The sequence below is a fragment of the uncultured Alsobacter sp. genome (genome assembly GCF_945952055.1).
In the GTDB taxonomy this organism is placed as follows: Bacteria; Pseudomonadota; Alphaproteobacteria; order Rhizobiales; family Beijerinckiaceae; genus Alsobacter.
In genome coordinates, this window is sequence record NZ_CAMFHB010000004.1 from 136850 (window position 1) to 148689 (window position 11840).

The 11840-nt window shown below is 70.1% G+C and carries 12 protein-coding genes; 6 read left to right on the forward strand and 6 right to left on the reverse strand.

All coding sequences use genetic code 11. The features are described 5' to 3' along the window. Nucleotides 1–27: 27 nt before the first annotated feature. A complete protein-coding gene (locus Q0Q47_RS04755; protein ID WP_293855141.1) occupies nucleotides 28–240 on the reverse strand; it encodes a hypothetical protein in 213 nt (70 codons plus the stop codon). 144 nt (nucleotides 241–384) lie between these two features. Between Q0Q47_RS04755 and Q0Q47_RS04760 the strand changes: the two genes are divergently transcribed. The 6 genes from Q0Q47_RS04760 (at nucleotide 385) to Q0Q47_RS04785 (ending at nucleotide 8306) form a co-directional block, all read left to right on the forward strand. Continuing rightward, nucleotides 385–2046, forward strand: a complete 1662-nt coding sequence (locus Q0Q47_RS04760; protein ID WP_293855144.1) for a hypothetical protein — start codon at nucleotides 385–387, stop codon at nucleotides 2044–2046. A gap of 11 nt (nucleotides 2047–2057) precedes the next feature. Beyond that, nucleotides 2058–3218: a phosphatase PAP2 family protein gene (locus Q0Q47_RS04765; protein ID WP_293855147.1), complete on the forward strand. Its 1161-nt coding sequence runs from the start codon at nucleotides 2058–2060 to the stop codon at nucleotides 3216–3218. A gap of 39 nt (nucleotides 3219–3257) precedes the next feature. After that, on the forward strand, nucleotides 3258–5354 hold the full coding sequence (locus Q0Q47_RS04770) for a hypothetical protein (RefSeq protein ID WP_293855150.1): 2097 nt from the start codon (nucleotides 3258–3260) through the stop codon (nucleotides 5352–5354). Between the two features lie 322 nt (nucleotides 5355–5676). After that, entirely contained in the window at nucleotides 5677–6099 is a 423-nt protein-coding gene (locus Q0Q47_RS04775) for a hypothetical protein (protein WP_293855153.1), read from the forward strand. 49 nt (nucleotides 6100–6148) lie between these two features. Continuing rightward, nucleotides 6149–6766 (forward strand): LysE family transporter, encoded by a 618-nt coding sequence (locus Q0Q47_RS04780; protein ID WP_293855156.1) that lies wholly within the window; start codon nucleotides 6149–6151, stop codon nucleotides 6764–6766. 46 nt (nucleotides 6767–6812) lie between these two features. After that, the gene (locus Q0Q47_RS04785) at nucleotides 6813–8306 is read left to right on the forward strand and encodes an alpha/beta fold hydrolase (RefSeq protein ID WP_293855159.1); all 1494 of its coding nucleotides are present in this window, start codon (nucleotides 6813–6815) and stop codon (nucleotides 8304–8306) included. A 10-nt stretch (nucleotides 8307–8316) separates the two neighbouring features. Here the strand turns inward: Q0Q47_RS04785 and Q0Q47_RS04790 are convergent, their stop codons facing one another. The 5 genes from Q0Q47_RS04790 to Q0Q47_RS04810 all read right to left on the reverse strand — a co-directional run bounded on the left by Q0Q47_RS04790 (nucleotide 8317) and on the right by Q0Q47_RS04810 (nucleotide 11803). Next, the gene (locus tag Q0Q47_RS04790; RefSeq protein ID WP_293855162.1) at nucleotides 8317–8739 is read right to left on the reverse strand and encodes a type II toxin-antitoxin system VapC family toxin; all 423 of its coding nucleotides are present in this window, start codon (nucleotides 8737–8739) and stop codon (nucleotides 8317–8319) included. 6 nt (nucleotides 8740–8745) lie between these two features. Next, nucleotides 8746–9006, reverse strand: a complete 261-nt coding sequence (locus Q0Q47_RS04795) for an AbrB/MazE/SpoVT family DNA-binding domain-containing protein (RefSeq protein ID WP_293855165.1) — start codon at nucleotides 9004–9006, stop codon at nucleotides 8746–8748. 69 nt (nucleotides 9007–9075) lie between these two features. Next, the gene (locus Q0Q47_RS04800) at nucleotides 9076–10134 is read right to left on the reverse strand and encodes an ABC transporter ATP-binding protein (protein WP_293855168.1); all 1059 of its coding nucleotides are present in this window, start codon (nucleotides 10132–10134) and stop codon (nucleotides 9076–9078) included. Beyond that, on the reverse strand, nucleotides 10134–10922 hold the full coding sequence (locus tag Q0Q47_RS04805; protein WP_293855171.1) for an ABC transporter permease: 789 nt from the start codon (nucleotides 10920–10922) through the stop codon (nucleotides 10134–10136). The genes Q0Q47_RS04800 and Q0Q47_RS04805 overlap by 1 nt, the downstream gene beginning before the upstream one ends. Next, nucleotides 10919–11803: an ABC transporter permease subunit gene (locus Q0Q47_RS04810; protein ID WP_293855174.1), complete on the reverse strand. Its 885-nt coding sequence runs from the start codon at nucleotides 11801–11803 to the stop codon at nucleotides 10919–10921. Before Q0Q47_RS04810 ends, Q0Q47_RS04805 begins: the two co-directional genes overlap by 4 nt. Nucleotides 11804–11840: the final 37 nt, after the last annotated feature.

The window sequence follows — 11840 nt, forward strand, 5'->3', positions numbered from 1 at the left end:
CCGCCGTTCAGCCGCACGGTCCCAGGCTCACGTCCTGCGGAACCCCGTCGTGGGAACCAGGTCGTGCGGACCCACGCACTCGGCGAGCCGGATGAGCCAGCCCAGCACCATGGCCTTCTCGCCGTCGTCGCGCATGTCGACGAGGGCACGCTCGGCGACGGCGCGGAACTCGTGCCATCGCAGGACGAATTCGGCGAGATCGCGGGGATTTTCGGCTTCGCTTGAAGAGAACTTTGGCACGTTTTTGTGTCCTGATGACCTGACGACCAAGCATAGTGCCAGTTGCCGCGGCGGTGCCGTGAGAAGGGCGTGAAATGCCCGTGAAGCCAATTGTTGCACCGGCCCGCGCGCGATAGCCTCCAGACGGGATCGCGAGAGGCGCGCATGGCGGACACGCTGGTCGAGGTCAATCTCTACGGAGCCTGCCTGGTCAGGACGACCGGTGACGCGCCCGTCGAGATCACCGGCGCCAAGCACAAGGCGCTCTTCGCCCTCCTGGCGACTGCCCCCCATGGCCGGCGCACCCGGGCCTTCGTCCAGGAGACGTTGTGGGGCGCGGGCGACTACGACACCGGCAACCAGAACCTGCGGCGGGCCGTGTCCGACCTGCGCAAGAGTCTGGGCCCCCACTTCGACGCGCTGATCACGGCGACGACGACCGAACTCATCCTCGACCTTTCGCGGGTCGCGCTTCTGGGCGAGCCGGGGAGCGGCACTTTCCTGGAAGGCATCGAGGTCAAGACACCGGGTTTCCTGCGCTGGCTATCGGAGATGCGGGCGGCGCGCGTGCCGGCCGCGGCCCGCGGCGGGTCGGAGCCGGCCCCGACGCCGCGCCGCAGCCCTGCCCCGGCAGACATGCTGCCCGCCATCGCCGTGCTGCCGTTCCGCAGTGTGCCGGGGGACAAGGACCAGGCGACGCTGGGCGACTGGCTGGCCGAGGAAGCCTGTCGCGCCCTGAGCCGCTCGCACCTGCTGTCGGTGATCTCCCACCTGTCGTCGCGGGAGCTCGCCCGCTCCCAACCGGCGATGGAGACGGTGCGCGAGCGCCTGCAGGTCGACTACTGCATGACGGGCAGCATCCGGCCCGACGGCGGCTCGCTCCTCCTGGCCATTGACCTCGTGGCCGCTGACACCGGCCGCCTGCTGCTGACGCGGGAGTACGGCCTCGACGAGGGCCGCTGCTTCGAGGACGGCCTCGCCGCCATCCGCAACGCCGTCGAGGCGGTGGGACGTGAGGTGACCGAGGCGGCCATCACCGAGGTGGCCGGACGCCCCTTGTCCGACATCGAGGATCACCGGCTCGTGGTGGCGGGCGTGGGCCTGATGCACCGGCCCGCGCTCAGGGATTTCGCGCGGGGCCGGGCCTTCCTGGAGGAGGCCGTAGCGCGCGTGCCGGGCGCAGCGTCGATCCATGGGTGGCTGGGCAAATGGTACGTGCTCAGCGTGTTCAACTACTGGAGCAGCGACCCCGCTGCAGACACCCAGCGGTCTCTGGACTGGACGGCCCGGGGGCTGGACATCGAGCCGACCAACAGCTTCTGCCTGACCATCGACGGCTTCGCGCAGAACAACCTCCTGAAGCGGATGGACGTGGCGGCCGACCGCTATGCGCTCGCCTTGCGCCACAACCCCAGCGAGGCCCTGTCCTGGCTGCTGAACGGCGCTCTGCTGGCTTTCCAGGACAAGGCCGGCGAGGCCGTCACCATGGCCGAGCGCGGCCGGCGCCTGTCGCCCATCGATCCCTTCGGCTACTTCTTCGACGCGCTCGGCGCCTCGGTTCACATGTCGGCCGGGCACTACGAAGCCGCGGCGACGCTGGCCCAGCGCTCGCTCGCCGCCAATGGCCGGCACCTGTCCTCCATGCGGACCCTCATCGCCGCCCAGCACTATCTCGGCCGGCGCGACGAGGCCCGCAAGACGGCGGCCCTGCTGATGCAGCGCCAGCCGAACTTCACCATCGACGGCTACCGCCGGGCTCACCCAGCGGCCGACTTCGAGGTCGGCCGGCGGGTGATCACGGCGCTGGCCGCATCCGGCATTCGATAGGGAGCACGGCCATGGCGGGCATGGGTGGACTTGGCGGATTGGGCGGACTCGGCGGGCTCGGGGGCCTGGGTGGGCTTGGAGGCCTGGGCGGACTGGGAGGTCTCGGAGGCCTCGGAGGTCTCGGAGGCCTGGGCGGTCTCGGGGGCCTCGGCGGTGCGGGCGGACTCGCGGCAGCCGGCAACGATCCCGGCGTGGTCACCGGTGTCCTGGTGGCGACGCAGTCCATCGCCCACGTCGCCGGCCCCGACGACGACGGCGCGCAGCCCCGCGGCAGCTTCACCCCGCTGGCCATGGGACCGGAGAAGAACCTCGAGAAGTGGGAACAGTGGGTCCGCGGCTCGCTCTACCTCACGGAGGCCCTGCGCGCCTTCGACTGGATCGTTCCCGATCGCGATGCCGAGCATCCCGCCTTCGTCCTCAAGCACGACGGCGAGGCCGTTTACACGCTCGTGCGCCCGTCCATCGACGTGTTCCGCCAGCAGCTGGAGTTCATGCGCACCTACGCGGAGCAGCGGGCCGACCGGGCGCCGGAGATCCTCACCCAGATCGGCTATCCCACCGCCTATTTCACTGGCCTCCTCGGCCTTGGCGCCGCCTACCAGAAGACCTTCGAGCTGATCACGGTGACGCAGGTCCTCACGTCGCACGTCGCCATGGTGGTGAAGCATCATCTGGCCTGCCGCAGGCCGGACAAGCTCGGGGCCAGCGTGATGCCGATGATCGTCACCCCGGGCCACGGCACCTTCCCGAGCGCCCACTCGGCCGAGGCCTTCGCGGTGCGCACGCTGCTGCGCGGGCTGCTCGAGGATCCCGCGGTGAAGCCCCACTTCCCCGAGCCCAAGCGCGTGGCCGACCTCGTCTCCAAGCAGGCCGAGCGGATCGCGGTCAACCGCACGGTGGCGGGCGTGCACTTCCCCATCGACACCTGGGCCGGTGCCGCGCTGGGCGAACTCGTCGGCGGTGTCGTTCTCGGCCTCGCCGGACGCCAGGCGACCGTTCGCCCGCGCCACTACGACGCCCGCCACGCCGACTTCTTCGCCAGGTTTTTCGACGACGAGCCCGCCGCCGAGGACCGCGGACTCACGCGCGACCAGGGGACCCATGCGGTCGCTTCGAGCCCGCTCTTCACGTGGCTGTGGTCGCAGGCCACGGCCGAGTTTGCGCTGGGCTGACACACGCCCGACGCGGGCCCCATCCCCGGAGACCGGACCATGGCCGATCGGATCGATGCGATCGAGGAAGAAGCGGGGCTCTTCCTGGGCCCCGCGAGTGTCTGGCGCCTGCGCAACGGGCTCTTCGCCGCGCCGACGTTTCCCGACGAACGCATCCGCTACGTCACGGCCACCCTGGAGCTGCCCGGGCCGATGCCGGTGGACCGGCTCTTCATGCCGGGCCCCGGAAAGCGCTTCCGAACCGCTCTGCGCTGGGCCGGCTTCGACGCGCTGAAAGGCCCCACCTGCGTGCCGCTGATCATCCAGCTGCCGCCCAAGGCCGATCTGCGCAGCCTCACGCTGGGCGACCTCATCGGCATCCTGAAGCAGCCGCTCCTCGAGGCGCTGCCCGACTTTCGCATCGGCGAGCCCGGCTTTCGCCTGCGTCTCGGCGCACCGGTGGCGCAGGCCGTGGTGGCCCTGGACCAGCAGGCCTCGGCACGCCAGTGGCAGCCCGACGCGGCGCTTCCCGCGGACGAGCCACTGGCCGTCGTCGCGGTGATCGACGATGGCCTGCCTTTCGCGCACCGGGCGTTGCGCGACCCCACCGGGCGCTTCTCCCGCGTCGAGTTCTGCTGGCTGCAGGGCAACGCCGCCCAGCCCGACGATCCCTGGCCCGAGGACGGTTCGATCCCGACCGGGCGCGAGCTCTTCCGGGGCGACATCGACGCCCTGATCGCCACCCATGGCGACGACGAGGACGTGCTCTACGACGCGTCCGGCGCGTTTGCGCTCGATGGCGCGCAAGGCTGCTCACTGCGCCGCTTCGCCTCGCACGGGGCCCATGTGCTCGGTGCGACGGCGGCGGCCACGGCCAAGGGGGCAGTCCGGTTCATCGGCGTGCAGCTCGCCCCGGCCGTGACGCTCGATACCGCCGGCGACGAGCGCTTCGCCGGCATCCTGCAGGCGATGCACTACGTTCTCGACCGCGCCGATCGGATCGCGGCGGGCTACGGCCGGCCCCGGCTGCCGTTGATCGTGAACTTCAGCTACGGCTACACGGGCGGCTCCCACGACGGCCTGGGCCGGGTCGCGCAACGCCTGCGCGACCTGCTCGACGTCCGGGTGCAGAGCGGCTCGCCCGTGCTGATGACGCTGCCCGCCGGCAATGCCTTCCAGTCCCGGCTCAACGGCCGGCTCGATCCCGGCGACGGCGCCGAGGCTTTCTCGGCCGAGGTGCCGTGGGCGCTGCCCGCGAGCGACCGCACGCCGAGCCAGCTGGAGCTATGGTTCGCGCCGGGGGCGGACCTCGCCCGCCTGGAGATGACCATCGTCGATCCCCAGGGCACGGCGACGGTTCTCGCCGCGGGCGATCTCGCCGACCCGGCGGCCGCCTACAAGATCAGGGACCGGACGGGCGTGGAGGTCGGCCGGGTCTGGAGCGAACCCGAAGGCGTCCACCCCACCCGACGCGGCCTGGTGGTCTCGCTGGTCGGGACGGACACCCTGCCCGGCCAGCCCCAGGCGGCGGCAGGGCGATGGAGACTTCGTCTGCGCGCAGCCCCGGCCGCCGCCCTCGCCGGCCCCATCGACGTGGGCATCCAACGCGACTTCGATCCGCTCGGATACCGCCGCGGCGGCCGGCAGAGCTGGCTCGACACGGACGAACCCTGGTTCGAGGACGACGGGACCTGGAGGGTCCAGGATACCCCCGGCGCGCTGATCACACGCTTCGGCTCGCTCAACGACCTGGCGACGGACGCGGCGCACACGATCGTGGTCGGCGGAACCGTGGCGATGGACGGAGGGCCGGCCGTGCACAGCTCGGCCGGACGGCTCGACGCCCCGGCGGGCCTTTCGGTCGACTGCGCGGCGCCCGTCGACGAGTCCGCCGTCCTGCCGGGGGTGCGCGGCATCGGCACGCGGAGCGGCTCGATCGTGCGCCTCACCGGGACCAGCGTGGCGGCGCCGCAGGTCGGATGGCAGCTCGCCGCCGCCTTGGTGGACGCCGACGACAAGGGGCAGAACAAGCCCAACCTCGGACCGGACGCCGCTCCGTTCGACAGGACGCCCGACATGGTGCCGGACGTGACCGAAGACCCTGCCCTCGCGGCGCGGCGTGGCCGCAGGCTCCTGGACCGCCGGCCGCGGGACTGAACCCCACGCGCGTGAGAACCTGATAGCCGGCCCCACGACCCGTGGCGCGGCCCGCGCGCCCATATGCCAGCCCCGGACAGGCCTCTCCTTGCACGGCGTTCTCACGCCTGCCGCACCCGATTTCACGCCCAATTCCACTGCCCGAGCCCGGCGACGCGCCCACTCTCGCCCCGTCGCGTCCTCGTCCCGTCGGACGGCTGAAGCTCCGATGCCGAGACCCGCGACCGGTTGAACCGGGCACCGCCGCAGCGGCGGGCCCGCCCAAGGGCACGGAAGCGCGGCCGGCTTTGCCGGCATCGCTCCACATCGAAGGAACTCGGTCATGACACATGCCTGGCTCGGCCTGCGCCTCGGCTTATGCCTCGCGGCCTTCGCCGTCCTGCCCGCCACGTCGCTGGCGCACGGGGAGACGGCCCCCGTCCGCCCGGCCTTCTGCCCCGCCGGATACGAACTCTTCGGCTCCCTGTGCATCAGCGGAGCCACGGGCGACGTGCAGGTGCCCGCCACGCGCGGAGAGACCTATCGCAGGATCCGCGAGGCCTTCGACGAGCGCACGCTCTGCACGGCGTGGGACATCCACGTCATGACCCAGATCGAGGACTTCGCGCAGGAGGACGCATTCCCCACGCAGGCCCTCGTCCAGGCCCGGATGCAGCGGGAGGAGGCTCAGCGCCACATGCGGGCCAGCCGGTTCGCCGACGCCCTCGCGATCTACGAGCGGATCTTCACCGACATCGAGCCCTGAGCGTCGTCCGCGGCGCCCTTGCCCTTTCTCCGCGCGGATCGTTCAGCCCATGCCCGTCATCGAGTTTCCGGCGACCTCGTCGCCGCTGACGCTGTTTGCCGTCGGTTATCTCGTCTGCCTCGCCACGCCCGGCCCCAACTTCATCATGATCGCCAGCATCGCCCTGCTGCGGGGCTGGCGGTCCTGCCTGCCGGTGTGCATCGGGGTGACGGCCGGCTCGATCTGCCTGGCGATCCTGGTCTACGGGGTCGTCGACCTGCTGCCGGATGCCGCCGTCGTCGACCGCGCGGCGCGCGCGGTGAGCGGCGTCCTGTTCCTCTACATCGCCTGGCGAACGCTGCGCTCGCGCCATGTCTTCGCGCTGTCGGCGCCCACGCGGTCCGACTTCCACCTCGGGTTCTCGACCGCCTTTCTCAATCCGACGACCGGGACGTTCTTCATCGGTCACTTCCTCGCCTACAAGAGCGCGGCAACCCTGGACTACGCCGCGGTCGCGGTGCTGCTGGTGCTCGCGATCAGCATCGTGCGCAGCGGACTGATCGCGGCGGCGTTCGGGGTCTGGCGGGTGAAGACAATGGGCGAGCACGCGGCCCGGGCCGTCACCTGGCTGGCGGGCGGCCTGATGGCGGGCTTCGGCGGCATGGCGCTCGCCTCGCTGGTGCATTGAGGGGTGGCAGCCCTAGGATGGGCTTCGCGCATCATCGAGCCCGCCCGTGCCCACCATCCCTCTCCGCCTGATTGCGTTCCTCGTCGGCATCGCCCTGTGCGGGACCGCGCTGTGGCACCTCGAGGCGGCGCGCTCGGGCCTGTCGATCCGGCCGCTCGCCGTGGGAGCCACGCCGGCGACCGTCTATCGGCCGGCCAACGGCGGTCCCGCGCCCGCGATCGTCATCGCCCACGGCTTCGCCGGATCGCGACAGCTGATGGAGGCCTATGCGCTGACGCTGGCGCGGGCCGGTTACGTCGTCATGTCCTTCGACTTCGAGGGACATGGTCGCAACCCGACCCCGATGTCCGGCGACGTCACGCGGGTGGAGGGCACCACCGCCCTCCTGAAGCGGGAGATCGGGCGGGTGACGGACGCCGCCCTCGCTCTCCCCGGGGTCGACGGACGGGTGGCCCTGCTCGGTCATTCGATGGCCTCGGACATCATCGTCCGGCAGGCCAGGGACGATCCCCGGGTGGCGGCGACGGTGGCGATTTCGATGTTCTCCCAGGCGGTGACGGCGACCGAGCCGAAGAACCTGCTCATGATCTCCGGCGGTTGGGAGCAGTTCCTGCGCGACGATTCCCTGCGCAACGCGCGGCTCGCCGATCCGGCGGCGACCGAGGACGCGACGATCGGCGATCCGGCGCGGGGCACGGGCCGGCGCGCCGCCGTGGCGCAAGGCGTCGAGCATGTGAGCGTGCTCTACGCGACGGCGGCGATGGGCGAGGCGCGGGCCTGGCTCGACCGGACCTTCGGGCGGACCAGCAGCGGCCCCGTGGCAGCCACCGGCGGCTGGATCGTGCTGCTGATGGCTGGCCTCGTGGTGCTCGCCTGGCCCCTGGCGCGGCTGTTGCCCGCCGGCGCGGCCCCGCCCCCGCCCGTGCCGTTGCGCGGTTTCCTTCTGGCCGTTCTGGTGCCGGCGGCGGTGACGCCGCTGGTGCTCACCCTGTTCGACACGCGCTTCCTGCCCGTGCTCGTGGCCGACTACCTCGCCGTCCATCTCTTCGTGTACGGGGCGATCTCACTGGCGATCCTGCTGTGGTCCGGCATCCGTCCGGGAGCCGTCGCCTGGAGCGCCGGCCTCGCGCTGGCCGCCTACGGGATCACGGTGTTCGGCGGCGGGCTCGACCGCTACGTCGCTTCGTTCATGCCCATTCCGGCCCGCCTACCCATCATCGCCGTCATCGCGGTCGGCGCCATCGCCTACATGGTCTCCGACAGCCTCGCGACGGAGGGCGGCCGGGCCTCGTTCTGGCGCGTGCTCGCCGCCCGCGGCGCCTTCCTCGCCTCGCTCGGCGCCGCCGTGGCGCTCGACTTCCACCGGCTCTTCTTCCTGGTGATCATCATCCCGGTGATCGTGCTCTACTACGTCGTGTTCGGGCTGATGGGCGGCTGGGTGGGCCGACGCACGCTCTCCCCCGTGGCCGTGGGGCTGGGGCTCGGGCTGATCCTGGCCTGGTCGCTCGGGGTGACGTTCCCGATGTTCTCACCGGGCTAGCATAGCCGCATCAAGGCGCTGGCGGCCTTGCGCCCCAATCGGAGACCAACAGGCCCGGCACACGGTCGAACTCACGCCGGTTGTTCGTGACGAGCAGGGCGTCCCGCCGCCTGGCCTGGGCAGCGATCAGTATGTCGTGAACGCCGATTGGCGTGCCCATTCGCTCCAGGAATGCGCGAATGTCTCCCGCAACGGCAGCGTCCTCTTCATCAAACGGCACGATGCTCTCGATCGCCGACATGAACACCGTCAAACGCTCGCGGCTTCGGACAGGATCCCGGCTCTTGCTGGCCCCGTATTCGAGTTCCGCGACGACGATGGACGAGAGATGGAAGCGATTTGCCGCACCGAGCTCTGCGGCCATCCGCTCAGCGAAGATCGGGACCCGCCTCGTCATGATGCCAATCACGACGTTCGTGTCGAGGAACGTCATGGAAGCCTAGTCGAAACGGATGTCTTCCGAGGGGCGCGACGGATCACGGTCCACGTCCGGGAACTCGTCGTTCAGGAAGCCATCGAGCTTCGCGCGCCAGGCTGCTACGTCGAAGGGAGGCTTTTGCATGGGTTCCAGAACGACGCGGCCACCATCCCTCCACACGAAGACCTCGGTTCCCTCGAATCGGAACTCCTTGGGAAGCCTTACGGCCTGGCTTCGTCCGTGCATGAAGAGCTTCGCTGTCGCTGGCTTCGCTTGAGTCATCGGAGCTCCCGCATCTGGTATCTATCATGATAGATACCACGGGGCGATCGACGCCACAAACGGGGGTGCTCACGCCCCCAGCACGATCAGGTCGCGCGACGAGAGCGAGACCTGCGTGGACGTGCCCGGCATGGGCGGCACGAAGCCGGACTGGTTGAAGGTGTCGATGGACAGGAGCGCGTCGCCGGCCCGCGCGCGCAGGCGGACGACGGAGCCGAGGAAATGCACGTCCTCGATCTCGGCGGGCAGGACGATGTCTCGGCCCGGGGCCGCGCCGAGCGCCACGCCTTCCGGACGCACCGCGAGGCCGATGGTCTGGCCCGCGGGCACGGTCACCGGTTCGGGCAGCGTGACGGACAGGCCCGCCAGGGTGACCCGGCCTTGCGCCGCATCGTCGACCCGGGCCTCGAAGATGTTCAGCGTGCCCACGAAGGTCGCGACGAAGCGCGTCGTGGGCCGATTGTAGACCGTGGCCGGAACGCCGACCTGCTCGGCGATGCCACCGTTCATCACCACCACGCGGTCGGAGATGCTGAGCGCCTCCTCCTGGTCATGGGTCACGAAGACCGTGGTGATGCCGAGCTCGCGCTGGATGCGCCGGATTTCGGTGCGCAGCGACACGCGAATCTTGGCGTCCAGCGCCGAGAGCGGCTCGTCCAGCAGCAGCACCTTGGGCCGCGGGGCCAGGGCGCGGGCGAGCGCGACACGCTGCTGCTGGCCACCGGAGAGCTGGAACGGGTAGCGACCGCCGAGCTCGGGCAGGCCGATGAGCGAGAGCATCTCGGTGACGCGGGCGGCAGCCTCGGCCTTCGGCACGCCGGCGACCTTCAGGCCGAAGCCGATGTTCTGGGCGACCGTCAGGTTCGGGAACAGGGCGTAGGACTGGAACACCATGCCGATGCGGCGCTGGTTGGCGCGCTGGTGCGTGACGTCGGCGCCGTCGAGGCGGACGATCCCGGAGGTCGGGGTCTCGAAGCCGGCGAGCATGCGCAACACGGTGGTCTTGCCGCAGCCTGACGGCCCGAGCAGCGAGATGAACTCGCCCTTCTCGATCGACAGGTTGAAGTCCTTGACCACCTTCACGGTGCCGAAGGACTTCTCGATGTGGCTGAGCTCGAGGAAGGACATCAGGACCGCACTCTCGCATGGCGGGACAGGCGCGTGCCGAGCTGGATCAGCCCCATGCACGCCCAGGTGATGACGAAGGCGATGACGGCGAGCGCCGCCGGCTCGTAGGCCTTGTTGCCGCCGGTCCAGACCATGTAGGGGCCGAAGGCCGGACGGTTGAGCAGGGCCGCGAAGACGTATTCGCCGATGACGATGGCAAAGGTCATGAACGCGCCGGACACGACGGAGCCCAGCACGTTGGGGATGATGAGCTTGCCTATGATGGTGAACCAGCCGGCGCCCAGGCTCTGGGCCGCCTCGGTGAGCGTGCGCACGTCGATGGTGCGCAGTCCCGTGTCGACGGACCGGTACATGTAGGGCAGCGCGAGGATCGCGTAGCCGCACATCAGGAGCACGTTCGTGCCGAAGGCGGACCCCGTCAGCGGCAGGATGCTCGAGGTGTTGTAGAGGCGGATGTAGCCGAACACGATGACGATCGGCGGGATCACCAGCGGCAGCAGCGTGATGAACTCGATGTAGGGCCGCAATCCGGGCAGCCTCAGACGGACCCAGAAGGCCGTCGGCGTCACCACGATGATGCCGAGCACGATGGTGAGCAGCGCCATGACCGCCGAATAGGCGAAGGTCGCCTGGAACTGCGGGTCGGCGAGGACGCGCTCATAGGCGTCGAACGAGTAGACGCCGCGTCGGGCGCGCAGCGAGAACTCGAAGGTGCCGATGAGCGGAAGGAAGAAGTAGAGGGCGCCCAGAACGAAGACGATCCACCACCAGAGCCGGGCCAGCCTCATTTGAGCCACCGCTCCGAACGGGTGCGCAGCGCGATGTAGATCACGTTGGCGACGCCGGTGATGACGATCATGCCGAAGGCCACGGCGAACCCGAGATGCGGATCCTGCAGGACGTCGCCGCGGATCTGGGCGAAGAGCACGATCGGCAGGATGGAGAGCTGCGAGCCGGTGAGCGACATCGCCGTCGCCACGGCGCCGAAGGCGTTGGCGAACAGCAGCGCGAAGGTGCCGAGCAGGGTCGGCCACAGGATCGGCAGCGCGACCATGCGCCAGTACTGGCCGGCGCTGGCGCCCAGGCTCTCGGCCGCCTCGCGCCACTCGCGCTTGAGGCCGTCGAGGGCCGGCGTGACGATGAGGATCATCAGCGGGATCTGGAAGTAGAGGTAGGTCAGCGTCAGCCCGGTGAAGCTGATGAGGTTGAAGCCGGTCGAGTAGATGTTGAAGCCGAACCAGTCCCGCAGCAGGACGGTGACGAGGCCGAGCCGCCCGAGAGTCGCGATGAAGGCGAAGGACAGCGGCACGCCGGCGAAGTTGGACGCGACGCCGGAAAACGTCAGCGTGCTCTCGCGCAGGAAGCCGGGCAGCTTGCCCAGCGTGATCGCGATGGCCAGCAGGAGGCCGATGACGCAGCCGAGAAGGGCCGTGAGGACGCTGAGCTTCACCGAGATCCACGTCGCGGCGAGGATGTTGCTCGCCGCCAGACCGTAGATGTGGTCGAGCGTGAAGGCGCCGTCCTTCGTCGTGAACGCGCCGACCACGATGTAGAGCGTCGGCAGGATCAGGAAGAGGATCGCGAACAGGAAGAAGGGCCCGACCCCGATCCAATCGAGCGGCAGGCGTGCGAGCAGTCCCGTTCGGGCCTGGAGGCTCGGTTGCGACATGGGGTCCGGAAGGCCTGTAACGAACCTCCGCCCCGAA

Bases quoted from the DNA above. Each gene is read 5' to 3' on its own strand.
- Q0Q47_RS04805 (WP_293855171.1), bottom strand. From the start codon at position 10,922: ATGAGGCTGGCCCGGCTCTGGTGGTGGATCGTCTTCGTTCTGGGCGCC.
- Q0Q47_RS04790 (WP_293855162.1), bottom strand. From the start codon at position 8,739: ATGACGTTCCTCGACACGAACGTCGTGATTGGCATCATGACGAGGCGG.
- Q0Q47_RS04765 (WP_293855147.1), top strand. From the start codon at position 2,058: ATGGCGGGCATGGGTGGACTTGGCGGATTGGGCGGACTCGGCGGGCTC.
- Q0Q47_RS04795 (WP_293855165.1), bottom strand. From the start codon at position 9,006: ATGACTCAAGCGAAGCCAGCGACAGCGAAGCTCTTCATGCACGGACGA.
- Q0Q47_RS04810 (WP_293855174.1), bottom strand. From the start codon at position 11,803: ATGTCGCAACCGAGCCTCCAGGCCCGAACGGGACTGCTCGCACGCCTG.
- Q0Q47_RS04760 (WP_293855144.1), top strand. From the start codon at position 385: ATGGCGGACACGCTGGTCGAGGTCAATCTCTACGGAGCCTGCCTGGTC.
- Q0Q47_RS04800 (WP_293855168.1), bottom strand. From the start codon at position 10,134: ATGTCCTTCCTCGAGCTCAGCCACATCGAGAAGTCCTTCGGCACCGTG.
- Q0Q47_RS04770 (WP_293855150.1), top strand. From the start codon at position 3,258: ATGGCCGATCGGATCGATGCGATCGAGGAAGAAGCGGGGCTCTTCCTG.
- Q0Q47_RS04775 (WP_293855153.1), top strand. From the start codon at position 5,677: ATGACACATGCCTGGCTCGGCCTGCGCCTCGGCTTATGCCTCGCGGCC.
- Q0Q47_RS04780 (WP_293855156.1), top strand. From the start codon at position 6,149: ATGCCCGTCATCGAGTTTCCGGCGACCTCGTCGCCGCTGACGCTGTTT.